A 16,870-nucleotide genomic window follows, 5' to 3' on the forward strand; every position below is an offset into this window, starting at 1 on the left:
TTATGCGAAGCGGCCTGGGCAATCGCTCGTACGAGAAACAACGGTTTATCCACGAAATTTTGGAAGATCGCATCAAGGCGTGGAAAGAAGAAAGCTTGCATTGCTGTTGCACGAACCATACTGGTCATTGCCTATAACATGCTTAAAAACAAAGAAGCTTACCTAGAAGGCGGACCAAAAAAACGAGCAAGTTAATTATTGTTACCAACTTATAGACAGGATAAACATGGACTCATTGAAATGGAGATCCCGGGCATTGTATTGCCTAAAAACAGAAAATCGCACACTCATCTGTTTAACGTATTTTCACAGAAAAACCGTGCAAATGCCCCGCGACTGGCGCTCAAACTATAGCTTTTATGCGAAAAATCGTATACACGTCCCCAATTTGCGATTGCGCTATCCGTATTTATACGAAAAACCGCCCATCTCGCCACAGCGGCGGTCAAACCTCCGATTTGTAAAAGTCATCGCTACCGCGCCGCCCCTTCATAGCCGCATCTCCGGCCTGCACGCCCATTTAATCCTCCCGCGTGTCCAAAAACAATCGCCTCACCTCGTCATACACCTGCTTTAACGGCACCTGGTGGGCTTTAGCCGCTTGCTCGCATTCCTTGAACTCAGGCGCGAATTGCACCATCCGGCCGTCATGGAAGGCCGCTTTTACGTGAATCGTCCCCCACCGAGTGTCGACCGGTATAAACTCCCTTCCCAGCCGATGGCATTCCGCCCTCACATACCGCAACCCGATCGTCGTCGTCTCCGAGAAGATGATCTCCTCAAGCTCCCCGGCTTTCCTTTCGGTTGTCAGCACGTTGAGCATGACGCCCGGACGTCCCTTCTTCATAATAATCGGAATCCAGTACACATCGTTGGCTCCGGCTCCCAGCAGCTTGTCGGTAATATAAGAAGTAAATTCCGGATTCATATCGTCCAGATTGGCCTGAATAATCAGCATCCCCGTATCCACGTGCTCCGTTCGGTGGTCAAATGCCATCTCTATCATTCCTCCCCTTCCCAGCATCATATCAAACTTGTTCCGGGATAAAAAGCCAGCGGCGCGCGCAAGCTAACTTTACCGACTTAAGCGAAGACTCGCATCAAGCAGCAGGAGGAAATTGTTCATGGTATTCCCTGGCACAAAACCTATCGCCGGCTGGGTTTGCGGCGCTTTGCTCGCAGCCGGCATCTGGAGCGGCATCCCCCAGTCGGGTTACGCAGCAGCCGCGGCCCCTGCAAAGCCGGCGGCGCCAACGCCCGCCAAGCCGAAGACCTCGGGCAATATGAAAGCCGTCTTCGCCGAACGCAAGGATATGTTAGATAAGATCAGCGCGCTGACGGGTATTCCGTGGTACACGCTGGCTGCTATCGATCAATACGAACGCACTATCAATATCGCCAAAAAAAGAACGGTTCCGGGCGGCTTGATTGCCATCCACTTCACAGATCTGCAGTGGGGAGGGATCATGAATCCGGATCATGAGGATCAAAATTTAACCAGTATCGCCTTCTTCGGCGGACTGGGGCAGGATGGCTCGGGCGACGGGCTCGCGGACCGGGCCAATGAGATGGACCGGCTGTATGCGATGGCCCGCTATTTGCTGCAGCGGGGCACGGCTCAGGAAGACTTAAAAATTGCCTTGTGGGAGTATTATCAAAATACGCGCAGCGTCGAGCGCATCCAGCAGTTCTCCGCCATCTATGCAGCCTCGGACACGCTGGACCTGCACGAGCATTGCTTCGTGCTGCCGCTCCGCTCGGATTATTCCTACCGCAGCACCTGGGGCGCAAGCCGCGGCTGGGGCGGGTACCGGATTCATGAAGGAACGGATCTGTTCGCCGGCCATGGCGTGCCCGTTCGGAGCGCCACCTATGGCATCGTGGAAATTATGGGGTGGAATCCTTACGGAGGCTGGCGCATCGGCATACGCGATCTGAACAACGTGTATCATTATTACGCCCATCTGTCCGGTTTCAACAAAAAGGAGATCAGCACGGGCACCGTCGTCAAGCCCGGTCAGGTTATCGGCTGGGTAGGAAGCTCAGGCTACGGAAAGCCGGGAACGAGCGGCAAATTCCCTCCACATCTGCATTACGGCTTATATCGGGACAACGGGCTAACGGACTGGTCTTTCGATCCTTATCCGCATCTGCGCAAATGGGAACGCGAGGAAGGCTTGCGTAAACGCAAATAAGCCCAAGCCCAACATACCAGCACTAGTCCAAATGGACAAACAACGGATCAAGCCATTTCGACGTCGAAGCCACCGGAGAGAAAGACGGAGGAATGGGTTCGCCGCCCGACAAGTCGGGCCCAAAAAAAGCACGAGTAACGCGTATATGATGATTCAATAAAGTATTCAAAACCCTCAAAGCCTCAGTTTTGCCAATGGAAGGTCCAAATCGGCCTTGGCTGACGGGGCTTTTATTTCCCCTCCAAGCTGGGCCAGACCGGCAAAACAAGAGAAAAGCCCGCCCGGCGAACCGGACAGGCTTAGCTTCATGTATGCTTCATATGCTGAAGCATCTGGACGAAGATTTGTTCAATATGCTCGTCGTCGAGCGAATAAAAGACGGTCTTGCCTTCCTTGCGCCGCTTCACGATCCGCAGATTGCGAAGGTAGCGGAGCTGATGGGAGACGGCCGACTGCCCCATATCGAGCACTTGGGTAATATCATGCACACAAAGCTCCTGCTGCAGCAGCGTATGAATAATTTTGACCCGGGTCGGATCGCCCAGCGCTTTGAAAATATCCGCAAGCCCTCCAGCCGTCGCTTCCCCGATCAGATTGCGCTTCAGCTCAGCGAGCCCGGACGTGCCTTCACAGGTATCGTCGCATTGCTCCTGCACGATGTTGCTCATCTCGCACCGCCCTTCCTTCAAGCAAATGGATTCCTCTATACGACATTATACCATGCCTGCGCTTAGATAAGGGCCCGGACTCCAAATAAGACGAGGCCGATCAAAAATCCGCAGATCGCCCCGTTCACCCGAATCCACTGCAGATCCTTGCCGATTTTGTCTTCCATCAGGGAGATCAAGGTGGCATTGTCGAACTTGTCCACATTCTCATGAATAAGCTTGCCGATGAGATGATGGTTTTCGCCGATCCAATGGGTCAGACCGGTGCGGATAAATGTCTCCAGGCTGTGCATGGCGGCAGCGTCCGATTTCAGCTTGTGCAGCATGCGCTTCAGATAAGGAATCATGTACTCCTCGGCAAAGCGCTCCCCGCGGACAAAATCGGTCAGCCTGGAGCGGATGCTCTGCACGACCCGGGCCGTCTTGTCGGACAGCTCCAGTCCGTCCAGCAGCTCGCGCTTCCAGGATTCAATCGCCTCGCGTTGCTCCTCGGTCTGGCCGAACGACTGCAGAGCTTGGCGCAGCTCGCCAAGCACCCAGCGGCGGTTGCCGTCCTGGGCATTTTTCAGCCGGATAATCTCGCGGAGCAGCTGTTCCTGGATCATGCCGCCCAGCTTATCCTCGTTCACGAACCCGGCAAAGGCGTTCATTGCAAAGGACATAAACCCGCCTCCGGTATTCATCTGCGATACCGCATTAACAGCCAGCGCGCCGAGCCGGTTTCGCGTGTCCGTACGGCTTACCAGATCGTAGACGAGATCCAGCAGTCCGTTCAGCGCCTTCTCGTCATATTGGCGATCAACCGCATACCGTACCCCTGTCTGCAGCAGCTGAGGGACATCCAGCTCATCCGCATAGCGGCGCAGCTCCTTCTCCGCCAGACCCGCTGCCTCGTCCCACGGAATCTGCTCCAGCACCGTCTCGACCAGCTTCAGCAAAGCTTCCTTGGCCTGCTCCGTGCCCACCTGCCGATCAAGCAGCTCCAGCAGCCGCTCGCCGATCTGCAGCGTCTCCAGCTTGGCGGTCATGCTTTCCTTGCTGAGCAGCTCATTTTGCACCGTCGATACCAGCGCCTGCGTGACCCGCTCCCGGTTCTTCGGCAGCAGCGCCGTATGGGGGATCGGGATGCCAAGCGGATGCCGGAACAGCGCCGTCACCGCGAACCAGTCCGCAAGACCGCCGACCAGACCCGCCTCGAAGCCGCTTTGCAGAAATCTTACCCATGGGATCGCAGCCGCCCAAGGGATGGTCAGCACAAATCCCGCAAACATGACGATGAGGGAAATGACTGCCGTGTATCCTGCTTTCCCTTTCTTGTTCCTCATGCCTTCCCCTCCCTGCTTGCATCTCTCCTATGTTGTCTGAAATCCATGATACTGGTAGGATGCCACTTTTTCAATAGGAGTATCACCGGGACAGCCGAGCGCCCTCAAGCAGTATTACCCTTCCTGCTATAAATACGAAGCGCAGCCGGGCCTAAGCAAGCGCCTCCGCATGACAAAGACGGCAGAGCCTGAGCCCCGCCGCCTTCGCCATTTATGTTTCTTGATGCAGGGCTTCGCGTTAGAAACCCCGGTTGCGCAGCCAGCGCTCGCAGGCGGCCGTCCATGGCTCCGCGTACGGGTGCTCCGGCGCAAGCCCCAGGCCGTGCCGGCCGCTCTCGTAGCTGTGCAGCTCGAACGGCACCCCGTTGCGGCGCAGCGCCGCGGCGAAGTACAGCGCGTTCTCTACAGGCACTGACGCATCATCGGACGTATGCCAGATGAACGCCGGCGGTGTTTCGGGACTCACCTGCAGCTCCAGGCTGAGCGCCTTCACGAGCTCTTGGGGCGCTTCTTCTCCGATGAGGTTATTCTTCGAGCCTTGATGACCGAACTCGGGGAGCAGGCTGATGACCGGATAGCAGAGGATCGCCAGATCCGGCCTCGTCGACTGCCGCTGCAGCAGGTCTTCCGCCGCCTCGTCTCCCGGCTCGAACAGCACGCTGGCCGAGGCCGCCAGATGGCCGCCCGCAGAGAAGCCCAGAATACCGATACGCCCCGAATCGATCCCCCATGCTTCCGCATTCGCTCTGACGATCCGGATCGCCTGCTTGGCATCTCCTAGCGGAGCCGGGTGCTTGGACGGCGCCACCCGGTAATCCAGGACGAAGGCCGAGATGCCGATCCGGTTAAGCCACTCGGCTACGGGCCGCCCTTCGTGATCCGCTCTCTTGACGTAACCGCCTCCCGGGCATACGATGACGGCGGGATGATGCTCCCCTTCCCCGGCTGGCAGCAGGTACGGAGTTAACGTCGGCTGCTCCTCCTCCACATCCGGCTGCCGGTCAGGCAGCTCCTGCGGCCATACTTTCATCACAGACATCTGAACATTCCCCTTTCGATGCTTGGCAAGATTGTGGCCGGCCGTTCTGCCGGAACCAGCTTCCTGTTCGTATTCGACATCGTGCGGCTTGTTCCTTCCTGAATCTGCCTGCTTTTCAAGGATTGCCTCAGCCTTCGTTGACCGAGCATGCGGAGTGCGTGTTCGGACTCAGTTCCAAAAGTATTTCATCTTCCTATAACCGACATCCCATATTTTTTCGTTCCCTTCAACGGTTATCCTAATCTCGCTCCCCGCCTCGACAGGAATCTTAAACATCGCCGGGAACAGTTCCGGATAAAGACGTTGATCCTCGCCAGAGCTGGTCAATACCTCCCGTCCATTGACGGAAACACGGATGCTTCCAGCGTAGTCCGTTTGTTCAGGCATCCCGTAATTTAAGAAGAAAATCATCTCCTCTTTACTCGCGTATGTGAACGTTTTTAAATGTTCATTCCCGACATCATACATATTATAGCGAGGGATTACGTCTTGACCACTTAATGTAAAGCGATTCGGTTTTATTCCGGCTGATAAGATTCCGGAGTTGTCCATCAATTCGTTTATGGCGACAAACGGACCTTCTTCTTTAGTTAACGCTTTATCCACAATCCCACACAATCCCCATAACCCAGCTAAAAGAAACACAGAGGAGATAGCAGTTATTATGATATTGCGCCAACCATTTTTTGAACGAAAACCAAGCTTATACGCCCCAAAACCGACTGCTGCGCCTAATGAGTTTTGAATGGCGTCGTTAATATCAAAGCTGCCGAGAAACGAAAGTGCCTGTACAGTTTCCAGTACGATAATCGACAAAAAGAACAATGTAAGGAATCGAACAAAAGTGATCCGATATAACAAGGGAATCAGTATACCAAAAGGAATAAAAGCTATGGTGTTCCCAAAATCTACAATATCCATGAGCGTAGGATGTAGAAGATCAGATATAGTTGGCAGCGTGAAGAAATTGTCAGGTAAGAAGATAAAAGTGTAGCCATCGGCTCGCTCGGAGGCACCTGTTCTACCGAAAGCGAAAAACATAAAATAAAGAATTATAACGGTATAGAGTATGGTTAAGGTAAGCATAATCTTACGTTGTTTTGTCATGATTAACTCCTTTGCCGCGGGGATATTTCCTGGAAACTGAACTTGCTGCCCCGACCTGCATTGAACCCTTGCTTTACATTTAAGCTTTGCGCTGCGGTCTGGCTCCGCGCTTTTTGGTTGTGTTCTCGTCGTCATTGAGCAGCAAAATACCATTCCTAAAGAATCACGAAAAAAGAGCAAATTAAATATAAATTCGCTGAAAAATCCACCTTCCATACTTATCTGCAAGGAGGATTTCCCTTTTCCAGGTATTAGTTTAAACAATGCAAGTATAGCTTCACTGCCTTACACATTGACGGCGGTGAAAGAGTTCAATTCAACTCTGAACGCCGTTATGGGCAGCTAAGTTTTTTATGGGGACAATTTGGGGACAAAAGCTATTTCCGAGAAACCCCTTATCAATCAAAGCTTTAGCATCCCGCGGCGAATGAGGATCAATAGCCTATGTTCCCGTTGATGGAGCATGCAGTCACTTCTGTATCATCTGAATCAGGTTGCCGCATGTATCGTCGAACACGGCTATTGTGAATTCGCCCATTGTTGTCGGCTTCATAGTAAACTTCACACCTTTGTCCAATAACCGTTGATACTCTTGGTGAATATCAGCAACGCCAAACATGGTCGCCGGGATGCCATCCTCCGATATTTTCTTTTGATAATCTTTGGCGGCAGGATGGTCATTCGGTTCGAGGACAAGCTCGGTACCGTCCTGCTCATCGGGAGAAACGACCGTGATCCACCTGAATTTTCCCATGGGGACGTCATGCTTTTTTACAAATCCGAGCGTCTCCGTATAGAACGCCAACGCCTTGTCCTGATCTTGAACGAATAAACTGGTCACGATGATTTTCATCCATATTCCTCCTTTGATATTACAGCATTGGCACTGTGCGAGTATCTGGCTTGGGTCTGAATTTATATCCATCCTTCCAGCAAATGTTTAAGCGGTTCGTTGTTGAATACAAGCACTCGATATTTTCCCTTTTTTTCTGACTTTACGAGCCCTGCTTCTTCCAATACGGATAGATGTTTAGCTATCGCCTGCCGCGTGATGGAAAGGTCATGCTTCGTAATAAGACGAACGGTAAGCTCGTACAATGTTTGCTCATTGCGTTCGGCCAGCTCGTCTAATATAAGCCGGCGCGTGGACTCGCCAAGAGCTTTGAATATAGCGTCATTTTTCTCCTTATTCATAACATGGATTATAGGCAACTCCGGAGTTGCATGTCAAGCACAAGCAACTGAAAGCTGCATGTATGACAACAGCAATCTGAATAAGTTTAAAGCCTCATAATTGAACTCGAAATAGCTGCTCGAATACAGAAAAAGGAAGGAGCTGTCTCAAAAAAGGGCTTCTCGCATGATGATGCAAGGAAAGCACCAGGCAGTAAGGGAAAACCGTAGTATGCCTTCCTGTCCGGCAGCCAAATAGGGGATTTGTATGGAAATCCGTACAACGAGCCCCGACCTAATGGCCAATACTGGAGATTTGTATGGAAATCCTTACAACATACTCCGCCCCTCATCCACCATGTGGAATTTGGACAGATATTAACATGTCTCAAGGCACAACTCCAGCGTGAAAATGAGCAGCGGCAAATATTGTGTCCTTAGTAAAACAAGGCTGCCCCCTGTATGGGACAGCCTCGTTCTGTTACCGATCGTCATTCCGTTATCCGCGGGCCGTTTTACTCCAGCCTCTTTATTTCAGCCTCTTTATTTCAGCCTCTTTACTTCAGCCTCTTTACTTCAGCGTCTTGAGCAGCCGCTTGGCCGTTGCTCCGTTCGGCAGCGCGACCGATTCATATACCCGGATCGTGACGTTCGAGTCGAGCTGCTCGCTCTTGATATTGTTAAACGTCAGCGACTGGCGGCCGCTGATCAGCCGGTTCGTCCCTGCGAACGGCGCCTCGATCGCGTCCAGCGTACGTCCCGCCGCATCCACCGCTTCGAATCTCAGCTTGGACGAGCTGTCGTCGACGACAACATCATCGGCCTGGGTAATGTCCAGATCGAGCATAACCTTATACGTATACGTAAAGGTAGCCGAGTTGAACAGTGCCGAGATTTGATACAGATTGAACCGGATATCGAACGGATACACCTTGTACACGGTCTCATCGCTCATGCTGTCTCCATCCTTCTCCAGCGGCGTCCGCAGAGAAGCGACCGTAGTCTTATATGGCGCAGCCGCACGGGTATCCAGCAGCTTCAGGGTGAACGCCTCCGCCTGCTCGGACTTCGGCACGGAGAACGAGTAGTTGACGATGGAGCTCAGTCCCGGATTCAGCATGGCCGGCGCGTTAGCCTGCCGCATGCCTGCGTAGGCGGCTCCTCCGCTGCCGACAAGCTCAGCTCCAAAGGAAGGCAGCGTGACGGGAACCGTCCCGTTATTGGTCAGCCTGAACTTGGCGACAGCCGTTTGGTAGCCCATATCCGGATTTTCGCTCACATGCAGCTCCATCAGGGAGACCGAGGTTTGACCGTCGATCAGCTTGGAGACCGGATCGAAGGCGATCGGGCTGCCCAGCGTATAGGCAACCGGCACCGGCTGGCCGCCGCGGTCCGCCGGCAGCGACACGGTCAGCTTGCCCGTATCGACCGCCACGGACGGCGCGCCCGGTTGGGGGACGAACGCTTCCGTCGTGACGACGGTCAGCCCAGTCACCGCAGCCCCCGTCTCCAGCGGAATCGCATAGTGCAGATAGGCTTGTCCGCCTGCTTCGAGCACGACAGGCTCCTTCTCAGCCGCTTCTCCCCGATAAGCCTTCTGCTCGGCCGCGGCATCCAGCCGGAAGGCGGGCACCGTCTCACGGCCCGTTCCGGGATTGTCCGCCAACAGCGTAACGTTCGCTACCTGTCCCTGTTCCGTGCTCTGGATGGCGTATTGGGACGGCGTATACCTCAGCCCGGAGTTGACGCCGGGAATGGTGAATGTCTCTCCCCAAGCCAGCTCGGGCAGAGCGGACAAAGCTTGCTGTCCGCTTCCGTACCAGACATGGCCGACGGGCATATCCAGCAGCAGCGTCTCCTGCTTCGGATACACATATTCATTGACCTTCACCCAGGACAGCCGCGCGGCGCGAAACGTATCCTTGCTGTCGATCGTCGCCATATAAACAAGCTCGCCGATCTCCTTCGGCTGCAGCGCCTTCTTGTTCGCTGCGCTTGGCTTCAGCACGTAGGCGATGCCATCCTGCCCATACAGGCGCAGCTCATGCTCAGGCACGCGGTTGGACACGGCGCCCCCGTTATACAGCCTTACCGTCGCCGCCAGCTGAAGTCCCTGCGCAGTAGTCTCCACCGAGACGCTCTTGACCGCGGCGCGAATATCGGCGGTGAGGCCATAGTTGGCCGGCGCTGCGGCAGGCACCGTGGCAGAGGATGCGGCCAAGACAGAAGCGGAAGCATCCGCCTCGCCCGCCCCCGCATCCGCCGCCAGCGCGCCTGCGCCTCCCTGCAGCATCATCGCCCCGACGACAAGGGCGGTTACGCCCGATTTCCAAGGTTTATTCATGAAGTTAGTCTCCTCGCTTTAGTTGGAATTCGTGCCTGCCGCCTGAGCGGGCGCGTTCTGCGTTTCCCCGGTCTTCTGTCCGTCCTTCAGCGTATGCTGCCCGGTTACGACCAGCTGATCGCCTTCGCGGATGCCCTCCAGCACTTCCTGATACGCGCCGTTGATGCGTCCCAGCTTCACGGCCCGCTTCACATATTGGTCGCCCTGCTGCACGAACAGGAAGGCTCCCGCTTCCTCGCGAATTAGGCTCAAGGTCGGTACGGCAAGCACCTGCTCCTCCGCCTCGGAGGTCAGCTGCACCGTCACCCGCTGGCCGGGCTGAAGAGCGCCATCGCTGTTCGCCACCTCAAGCTCAAGGGTGTATGTTTTGGTCGCGGCGCTCATCACGGGAGAGAGATAAGCAATGGCCGCCGTCTTCTTGGACTCCGGCAAGCCAGGCGTGTAATACACAAGCTCCTGCTTGTTTTTCACCAGCAAATAGTTCGCCTCCGACAGCTCCGTCTTGATCCGGATCGGATCGACCTGCTGCACCTGGCCCAATTTGCCTCCGGGAGATACCGTCTGTCCCGCGGTGACGTTAAAGTCCGTCAACAAGCCGCTGACCGGCGCCCGAACCGTGTAATGATCCAGCGCCCGGACCGCATCGTCGTACGACAGCCTCGCAGACTCGGCCTGCGTCTCCACCGAGGCGATCGCATTTGAGTTATCGCTCGCCGCCAGCTTGCTGCGGGCCGAATCCAGCGTCATCCGGGCATTGTCCACCTGCTGCTGAGCCTGCTGGAGCTGGTGCTCGGTCGCCTGGCCGGCGTCATAATCGTTGCGCAGCTTGGCCTGCTCCTCCTCCGCATTGCGCAGCGCCGTCTCTGCGCGGGTGACGCCGTCGGCCAGATCCTGCCGGCCGTTAGCACGGTCATCCTTGGCCTTCTGCAGCGACTCCTGCGCGCTGCGCAAGGCCAGCTCGCTTTTGCTGCGCGCGGATTCCGCATCCCGGCTGTCCAAGCGCAGCAGCGCGTCTCCCTTCTCTACCCGCTCCCCGCGCTGCTTGAACACCTCGACAACCTCGCCGCTCGCCTTGGGCAGCACATCGACCACATGCTGGGCGATCACCTCGGCCACTTGCTCGGCAGGCTGGCCGATGCTTCGCTTCGCCACCGTCTCCAATTTTACCGGGCGCACCTGCAGCTGCGCTTCGGCTGCCCCGCTGCCGCCCGCTCCTCCGACGGAGCAGCCTGCCGCTACGGCAGACAGAACGGCTGACGCAAGCACGACGCTTGCCAGCCGGCTTTTGGCCGCCCGTTTTTTATCTCCGCTAACCCTCTTCATCCCTCTGGCCTCCTCAAAAAGCTTCTCTACGCGGCTCATCGGCTTAACGCCGGGCCGCCCTCTCTATTTTCCCGACTTGCTTTAGTAATCGCCCGCTTGCTTGCGGCCGGCTTGCCCCTTACAGCTCGGAAGCGGAAGCCGGTGCCGTTGCTGTCTCCACAGGCTTGGCGCCGTTCCCGAACCACCGGCCCGCACGCGCCTTGACCCCTTCGATCAGCTCATAGACGACCGGTACGACAACCAGCGTCAATACGGTCGAAGTCGCCAGTCCGCCGATCACGACTACGCCAAGCCCTTTGCCGATCAGTCCGCCTTCTCCAGACAAGCCCATAGCCAGCGGAATGAGCGCCATAATCGTCGCTCCGGCGGTCATGATGATCGGACGCAAGCGGACAAGTCCGGCTTCGATCAGCGCCTGGCGGACTGTAAAGCCTTCCTCGCGAAGCTGCTGAGCCCGGTCGATCAGCACGATCGCATTGGTGACGACGATGCCGATCAGCATCATAAAGCCGATCATCGAGGTAACGTTCAACGCCTCGCCCGTCAGGACAAGACCGAGCAGACCTCCGATAGCCGCCAGCGGCAGGGAGAACAAAATCGCGAACGGAGCGCTCGCGTTGCCGAAGGCAAGCACCATGATCAGGTAAACGACGAAGACCGCAACCGCCATCGCCATGAACAATTGAGAGAAGCTTTCCTCGATGTCGGCCGACACCCCCTGCACCTCGCGGGAGACGCCGTCCGGCAGCTCTACGCCTGCCAGCTGCTCGGTAAGCTTGGCGCTGACGCCGTTTTTATTCTCGTCGTTGATTTTGGCCGTCACCTTCACCAGCTGCTGCTGCTCTTCGCGCGACAGCGAGGCCGGGGACTGCTTCTCTTGAATGGTCGCAATCTCCCTCAGGTAAACGGTCGCGCCGCTGCCCGAGGTAAGCGGAAGATTGCCCAGCTTCTCCAGCGTATCTTTATCCGACTTGTTAAGAGACACAGTCGTCGTATAGGTCACATTGTCCAGCTTCAGATCGCCCAAGCTCTGCTTCTGCACCCAGATGCGGGCCGTATCGCGTACATTCGCGGCATTCAGCCCGTAGCTGCGCGCTTTCTTCGGATCGACGTCAATCACGACTTCCGTCTTCGCATCGCTCAAATTATCTTCAATCTCCGACAATTCCGGGAACGTGCGGAGCTTCTCCTTGATAAGAGCCGCAGCCTGCACCAGCTGCTCCTGATCCTCGCCTTTCAGCGAATACGAGAAATCCGTTGTCGCTACGCCGAAGTCGCCGCCGAGCGCATGATCGGTCACCTCAGAGCCCTGTGGCAGCTCGGATATCAGAAATTCCTTGATCTGCTCCTTCACGCGCTCCGGATCGACACGTTCGTTCAGCTCCACATAAATTTGCGAGGCATAAGGCGAACGCTCGTCATCGCTGCCGCTGTAGCCGACCAGCCCTTCGACAAAGGTGAGCAGCGGCTGTCCGTCGCTGTCCTTTGTCTCCATCAGAATGCTCTCCAGCTCCTTCGTTTTCTCATCCGTCGCTTCGAAGGAGGTTTCGTAAGGCAGCTTCAGGGAGAAATACATCGTCCGCGAAGCTTCTCCGCTCGGGAGGAAGGAGACATTCAACGCCGGAATCGTAGCGCCCAGCGTTACGACGAACAGCAGGCCCGCGATGACCAGCGTCTTGATGCGATGCGTTAGCGACCACTCCAGCACTCTGCCGTAGAAGCGGCCCAGCTTGCCGTGATCGGACTCGTCATGAGCCTTCGGCTGCTTCTTGCCGCTCAGCACCAGCAGCTTGGCCAGCATCGGGATGACGGTGAGCGCTACGAGCAGCGATGCCAGCAGCGCGCAGGCGAGTGTGATGGCGAACGGGCGGAAGAAGCCTCCCACGATCCCGCTGACCATGCCGAGCGGCGCGAATACGCCGACCGTCGCCAGCGTGGACGAGGTGATCGCCATCGCCACCTGCCGGGTAGCGAGCAGAATGACCGATTCATTTCTCTTCTGTGCCTTCTCAAGAGATGCGTAAATGTTCTCAATAACGACGATCGCGTCGTCCACGACCCGTCCGACGGCGATAAACATCCCGCCGAGCGTCATCGTATTGAGCGTGAGATCCAGCTGCCACATCAGCAGCAGCGTGATGAGGATCGACAGCGGGATCGAGACAAGCACGATCAAGGTCATGCGGACATTGCGCAGAAACAGCAGGATCATCAGCGAAGCGAGCAAAGCGCCGATAATCCCTTCGCGTAGCAAGCCATGGATCGATTCCTTGATCTGGTCGGCGCTGTCATACGTGCTTTTGAACATGACATTCGGAAGCGTCTGATGCCAGCCGTCCACCTTGGCTTTGAGCTCGTCGGAGAAATCGACCGCATTGGCGCTGCCCGTCTTGTACAAAATAAGCGCGATAGCCGGCTTGCCGTCCAGACGTCCGACAAAGTCGGATTCGGTAATCGCCTTGACATGAGCGACCTGGGACAGCTTGACGATATCCCCTTTGGCCGTCGTCAGCTCCAGCTCCTCCAGCTCATGCACGCTTTCGATGCTGCCCGTCACCCGGGCCATCTTGTCGTTGCCGCTCAGCGTCACGCTGCCGATCGGGCTTTTCGTCATGGCGGAGCTGATCGCGCTGCTGACCTGCATCGGCGAGAGGCCGAAGTTCGCGAGCGCGCCCGCATCCAGCTCGATGTCCAGGCTCGTGTCCCTCGCCCCGACGATATCCATATGATCGACGCCCTTGATGCCGGCAAGCCCCGGTTCGATCGTGTCCTTGAACACCTTGTCGAGCTCGGTTTGGCTCATGCCGTTTTCGGCGGACACGACCAGATAATTGCTGGCCATCGACGAAGCGCCGAATGTGGACGCCTTGGGCGTTCCTGCGGATGCCGGAAGCCGGACCTCGGTAAGCAGGCTTTCCACATCCTGCTTTTTCTTGTCGATATCCACATCCTGCTTGAACATGATGATAACGAACGAGTTGTTATCGCTCGAGGTGGAGGTCAGCGAATCGATATCCTCCAGATTGGCCAGCTTTTCCTCGATCGGGGCCGTAACCTCATCCATCACGTCCTGGGGAGCGCCCGCATACTGCGTCGTCACCACCACGACAGGGAACGAGACATCCGGCATATTTTCCACCTTCAGCTTGCCCGCGGCATACAGGCCGCTACCGAACAGCAGCAGCATGATGATGAACACGGCGGAAATATTTTTCATTGAAAACTGCGTCATTCGGTTCATTCCTGCACCCCTCATCCCCTATGCGGACCTCAGGTCCTGTCTGTATATGCACAACCCACTATATACCCGAATTATGAACTCCGTATGAACAGAAGCTCCCCTGCTTCGGCCCATGTTCGAATAGACGGGCGGTTTGCGGATAATAGGCCATGCCGTCGTTCTGACACAGCCGCGCTCTCCCGCCCCCATTGGAAAAAAGCGCAAAAAGCCCAAGCCTGCAGCTTCCTGCAGCGCTTGGACTTGTCCGGCGATTATCCTAGGTTTGGTTGGCAGCGGCGGCCCCCTCCAGCCGCTCTGCTCTTGCTTCGAGCGGCGGCAGCGCTTTAAGGCTTGGACGGCGGACCGAGCCCGCTCGGCAGCGTCACCGTCACCGTCGTTCCGCGTCCCGGCTCGCTGGCCGCCTCGACCGTTCCCCCGTGCAGCTCCGCAATCTTCCGCACGATGGCCAGGCCGAGCCCGCTGCCGCCCTTCTCGCGTCCCCGCGAACGGTCGGCCTTGTAGAACCTCTCGAAGATTCGCTCCATATCCTCGGCGGCTATCCCGATGCCCGTATCGCGGAATATGACCCGCACCCGATCCGTCAGCGCCTCCAGCTTAAGCTCGATAGAGCCGCCCTCCGGAGTAAACTTTACGGCGTTCGTCAACAGATTGACCCATACCTGGCTCAGCTGATCCTCGTCTCCCATTACTTTTACCTGCGGCAGCTCCAGCTGCAGCTCCAGCCCCTTAGCCGACCAATGCGGCTCCAGCGCCACTACGATCCGGCGGAGCTGCTCATCGAGCCGTAACGGGACGGGATGAAACGGATGATGCTCGCTATCCAATGAAGCAAGCTTGAGCAGATTTTCGGTCAGCCGGGACAGCCGGTCAGCCTCCGTTTCGATGATATCGAGGTACTGGCCTTTCTCCTCCTCCGGCATGCCGGGATTGCGCATCAGCTTGGAGAAGCCGGAGATGGACGTTAGCGGAGATTGGATCTCATGCGAAACATTGGCGACGAAATCCTGCCTCATCCGCTCCAGCTGCCGCAGCTCGACCGCCATATGATCGAAGCTGCGGGCAAGCTCGCCCAGCTCGTCCCTGCGCTTGCGCAGCTTAAGCTGAACGTTGAAGTCGCCTTTGGCCATCCGGCGGGTGGCCTGCGTCATCCGATTGAGCGGGTTGACGAGATACCTCGCGGCCACCAAAATAAACAAGCTGCCCGCTGCCAAGGCGATCAGCAGCGTCGTCAGCAGCGTTTTGCCCAGATCATCCGGCTCCGACTGATTCCCGGGTTGAATGAACAGCCCGTACACACCCTCCTCCGTGCGCACCGGCGCCCCGTACATGCGGCTGTACAGCGAGCCGATGCCGGTGCTGGCATAGCTCTGGCCGGAGCGGACCTGCCGGAGCGCATCCGGCGGGATCTGCATCGGCTCCGGTTGAACCGGGCCGCCTCCGTAAGCATGCGCTTCACCCGAAGGAGCGATCAAGGTTATCCTTAACACGGATATCCAATGCTGCTCCCGCAGCAGCTCATCCCACTGTCCGCGCTCTACTCGCCCCAGCACCCCGGCTATATCCGCGGCCGTATCGCTGAACTGTCGCTGAATGCCTGCATTGAACGTATCCCGATACAGCGACAGCATCACGAAGAAGGCGACCGTCAGCCCGAGGATAACGGCGACGAGAAACGTCAGGACAACTCTCTGATACAGGGAGCGGATCATGGAGCCGCCTCAAGCTTGTAGCCGAGCCCCCGGATCGTCTTGATCGCCAGACCCGCCCCTTGCTCGGGAAGCCGTTCCCGCAGACGCTTGATATGCACGTCTACCGTCCGCTCATCCCCGTCGTAATCGAGGCCCCAGATTTGCTCGATCAGCTGGTTGCGCGTAAATATTTGATTCGGATAGGAAGCCAGCTTAAACAGCAGCTCAAACTCCTTCAGCGGAAGCTCCAGCCGTATTCCGCCGCATACCGCCTCGTACTGCTCCCGGTTCATCTCCAGCCCGCCGAAGCGGACCGTCTGCGACAAGCTGATCCGGTACCGCTTGAGCAGCGCGCGCACCCGCATCACCAGCTCCATCGGGTCGAACGGCTTGACCAAATAATCGTCCGTGCCCAGCTGAAAGCCTTTCACCTTGTCTGACGACTGGGAGCGCGCCGTCACCATCAGCAGCGGCAGATCGGCATAATAGCGGCGGATTTCCCGGCACAGCTCCCATCCGTCCATATGAGGCATCATAATATCGAGCACGACCAGCGCCACAGACTCGCTCTCCAGCAAGGCCAACGCTTCCTTGCCGTTCTCCGCCTCCAGGACGGTAAAGCCTTCGGCCTGCAGCGTCGCTTTAACCAACCGGCGGATAAACGGATCGTCATCGACCACAAGCACTTGGTTCATTGTTTTCTCCTCGCATTCCACTACCCCTTCCAATAGGAGAAAAGGGCACCGGCTCCAAGTCCGGTACCCTGA

13 protein-coding genes and 1 pseudogene are annotated in these 16,870 nt (G+C 56.7%); 2 read left to right on the forward strand and 12 right to left on the reverse strand.

Translation table 11 applies throughout. From position 1 onward, the window contains the following. A pseudogene (locus tag BLR08_RS31490) lies at nucleotides 1-195 on the forward strand (IS110 family transposase); the annotation flags it as partial. Between the two features lie 325 nt (nucleotides 196-520). On the opposite strand, the gene larC reads toward BLR08_RS31490, so the two are convergent. Then, nucleotides 521-997 (reverse strand): nickel pincer cofactor biosynthesis protein LarC2, encoded by a 477-nt coding sequence (larC, locus tag BLR08_RS23450; RefSeq protein WP_072335916.1) that lies wholly within the window; start codon nucleotides 995-997, stop codon nucleotides 521-523. A 127-nt stretch (nucleotides 998-1,124) separates the two neighbouring features. On the opposite strand from larC, the gene BLR08_RS23455 reads away from it, so the two are divergent. Continuing rightward, the gene (locus BLR08_RS23455) at nucleotides 1,125-2,195 is read left to right on the forward strand and encodes a M23 family metallopeptidase (protein ID WP_072335919.1); all 1,071 of its coding nucleotides are present in this window, start codon (nucleotides 1,125-1,127) and stop codon (nucleotides 2,193-2,195) included. Nucleotides 2,196-2,500: 305 nt separating this feature from the next. On the opposite strand, the gene BLR08_RS23460 is transcribed toward BLR08_RS23455, so the two are convergent. The 11 genes from BLR08_RS23460 to BLR08_RS23510 all read right to left on the reverse strand — a co-directional run bounded on the left by BLR08_RS23460 (nucleotide 2,501) and on the right by BLR08_RS23510 (nucleotide 16,798). Beyond that, nucleotides 2,501-2,863, reverse strand: a complete 363-nt coding sequence (locus BLR08_RS23460; protein ID WP_072335922.1) for an ArsR/SmtB family transcription factor — start codon at nucleotides 2,861-2,863, stop codon at nucleotides 2,501-2,503. Between the two features lie 62 nt (nucleotides 2,864-2,925). Beyond that, nucleotides 2,926-4,188, reverse strand: coding sequence for a DUF445 domain-containing protein (locus BLR08_RS23465; protein WP_072335925.1), 1,263 nt, complete (start codon nucleotides 4,186-4,188; stop codon nucleotides 2,926-2,928). A gap of 238 nt (nucleotides 4,189-4,426) precedes the next feature. After that, nucleotides 4,427-5,227: an alpha/beta hydrolase gene (locus tag BLR08_RS23470; RefSeq protein ID WP_072335930.1), complete on the reverse strand. Its 801-nt coding sequence runs from the start codon at nucleotides 5,225-5,227 to the stop codon at nucleotides 4,427-4,429. A 168-nt stretch (nucleotides 5,228-5,395) separates the two neighbouring features. Then, the gene (locus BLR08_RS23475) at nucleotides 5,396-6,334 is read right to left on the reverse strand and encodes a VanZ family protein (RefSeq protein WP_072335933.1); all 939 of its coding nucleotides are present in this window, start codon (nucleotides 6,332-6,334) and stop codon (nucleotides 5,396-5,398) included. Between the two features lie 469 nt (nucleotides 6,335-6,803). Then, on the reverse strand, nucleotides 6,804-7,187 hold the full coding sequence (locus tag BLR08_RS23480; RefSeq protein WP_072335936.1) for a VOC family protein: 384 nt from the start codon (nucleotides 7,185-7,187) through the stop codon (nucleotides 6,804-6,806). Nucleotides 7,188-7,249: 62 nt separating this feature from the next. Further along, nucleotides 7,250-7,528 (reverse strand): ArsR/SmtB family transcription factor, encoded by a 279-nt coding sequence (locus BLR08_RS23485; protein ID WP_072335940.1) that lies wholly within the window; start codon nucleotides 7,526-7,528, stop codon nucleotides 7,250-7,252. A gap of 550 nt (nucleotides 7,529-8,078) precedes the next feature. After that, nucleotides 8,079-9,851 (reverse strand): hypothetical protein, encoded by a 1,773-nt coding sequence (locus BLR08_RS23490; RefSeq protein ID WP_072335943.1) that lies wholly within the window; start codon nucleotides 9,849-9,851, stop codon nucleotides 8,079-8,081. An 18-nt stretch (nucleotides 9,852-9,869) separates the two neighbouring features. Beyond that, nucleotides 9,870-11,174 (reverse strand): efflux RND transporter periplasmic adaptor subunit, encoded by a 1,305-nt coding sequence (locus BLR08_RS23495; protein ID WP_072335946.1) that lies wholly within the window; start codon nucleotides 11,172-11,174, stop codon nucleotides 9,870-9,872. A gap of 118 nt (nucleotides 11,175-11,292) precedes the next feature. Continuing rightward, nucleotides 11,293-14,415, reverse strand: coding sequence for an efflux RND transporter permease subunit (locus BLR08_RS23500; RefSeq protein ID WP_072335949.1), 3,123 nt, complete (start codon nucleotides 14,413-14,415; stop codon nucleotides 11,293-11,295). Nucleotides 14,416-14,738: 323 nt separating this feature from the next. Further along, nucleotides 14,739-16,124 (reverse strand): HAMP domain-containing sensor histidine kinase, encoded by a 1,386-nt coding sequence (locus BLR08_RS23505; RefSeq protein ID WP_072335952.1) that lies wholly within the window; start codon nucleotides 16,122-16,124, stop codon nucleotides 14,739-14,741. Continuing rightward, nucleotides 16,121-16,798, reverse strand: coding sequence for a response regulator transcription factor (locus BLR08_RS23510; RefSeq protein ID WP_072335956.1), 678 nt, complete (start codon nucleotides 16,796-16,798; stop codon nucleotides 16,121-16,123). The genes BLR08_RS23505 and BLR08_RS23510 overlap by 4 nt, the downstream gene beginning before the upstream one ends. Nucleotides 16,799-16,870: the final 72 nt, after the last annotated feature.

It is taken from the genome of Paenibacillus sp. cl123 (assembly GCF_900101595.1).
Taxonomy (GTDB): Bacteria; Bacillota; Bacilli; order Paenibacillales; family NBRC-103111; genus Paenibacillus_G.

Excerpts from the sequence above, each read along its gene's own strand:
- BLR08_RS23475 (WP_072335933.1), bottom strand. The coding sequence starts at position 6,334 with ATGACAAAACAACGTAAGATTATGCTTACCTTAACCATACTCTATACC.
- larC (WP_072335916.1), bottom strand. The coding sequence starts at position 997 with ATGGCATTTGACCACCGAACGGAGCACGTGGATACGGGGATGCTGATT.
- BLR08_RS23505 (WP_072335952.1), bottom strand. The coding sequence starts at position 16,124 with ATGATCCGCTCCCTGTATCAGAGAGTTGTCCTGACGTTTCTCGTCGCC.
- BLR08_RS23510 (WP_072335956.1), bottom strand. The coding sequence starts at position 16,798 with ATGAACCAAGTGCTTGTGGTCGATGACGATCCGTTTATCCGCCGGTTG.
- BLR08_RS23455 (WP_072335919.1), top strand. The coding sequence starts at position 1,125 with ATGGTATTCCCTGGCACAAAACCTATCGCCGGCTGGGTTTGCGGCGCT.
- BLR08_RS23490 (WP_072335943.1), bottom strand. The coding sequence starts at position 9,851 with ATGAATAAACCTTGGAAATCGGGCGTAACCGCCCTTGTCGTCGGGGCG.
- BLR08_RS23485 (WP_072335940.1), bottom strand. The coding sequence starts at position 7,528 with ATGAATAAGGAGAAAAATGACGCTATATTCAAAGCTCTTGGCGAGTCC.
- BLR08_RS23500 (WP_072335949.1), bottom strand. The coding sequence starts at position 14,415 with ATGAACCGAATGACGCAGTTTTCAATGAAAAATATTTCCGCCGTGTTC.
- BLR08_RS23480 (WP_072335936.1), bottom strand. The coding sequence starts at position 7,187 with ATGAAAATCATCGTGACCAGTTTATTCGTTCAAGATCAGGACAAGGCG.
- BLR08_RS23465 (WP_072335925.1), bottom strand. The coding sequence starts at position 4,188 with ATGAGGAACAAGAAAGGGAAAGCAGGATACACGGCAGTCATTTCCCTC.
- BLR08_RS23470 (WP_072335930.1), bottom strand. The coding sequence starts at position 5,227 with ATGTCTGTGATGAAAGTATGGCCGCAGGAGCTGCCTGACCGGCAGCCG.
- BLR08_RS23460 (WP_072335922.1), bottom strand. The coding sequence starts at position 2,863 with ATGAGCAACATCGTGCAGGAGCAATGCGACGATACCTGTGAAGGCACG.
- BLR08_RS23495 (WP_072335946.1), bottom strand. The coding sequence starts at position 11,174 with ATGAAGAGGGTTAGCGGAGATAAAAAACGGGCGGCCAAAAGCCGGCTG.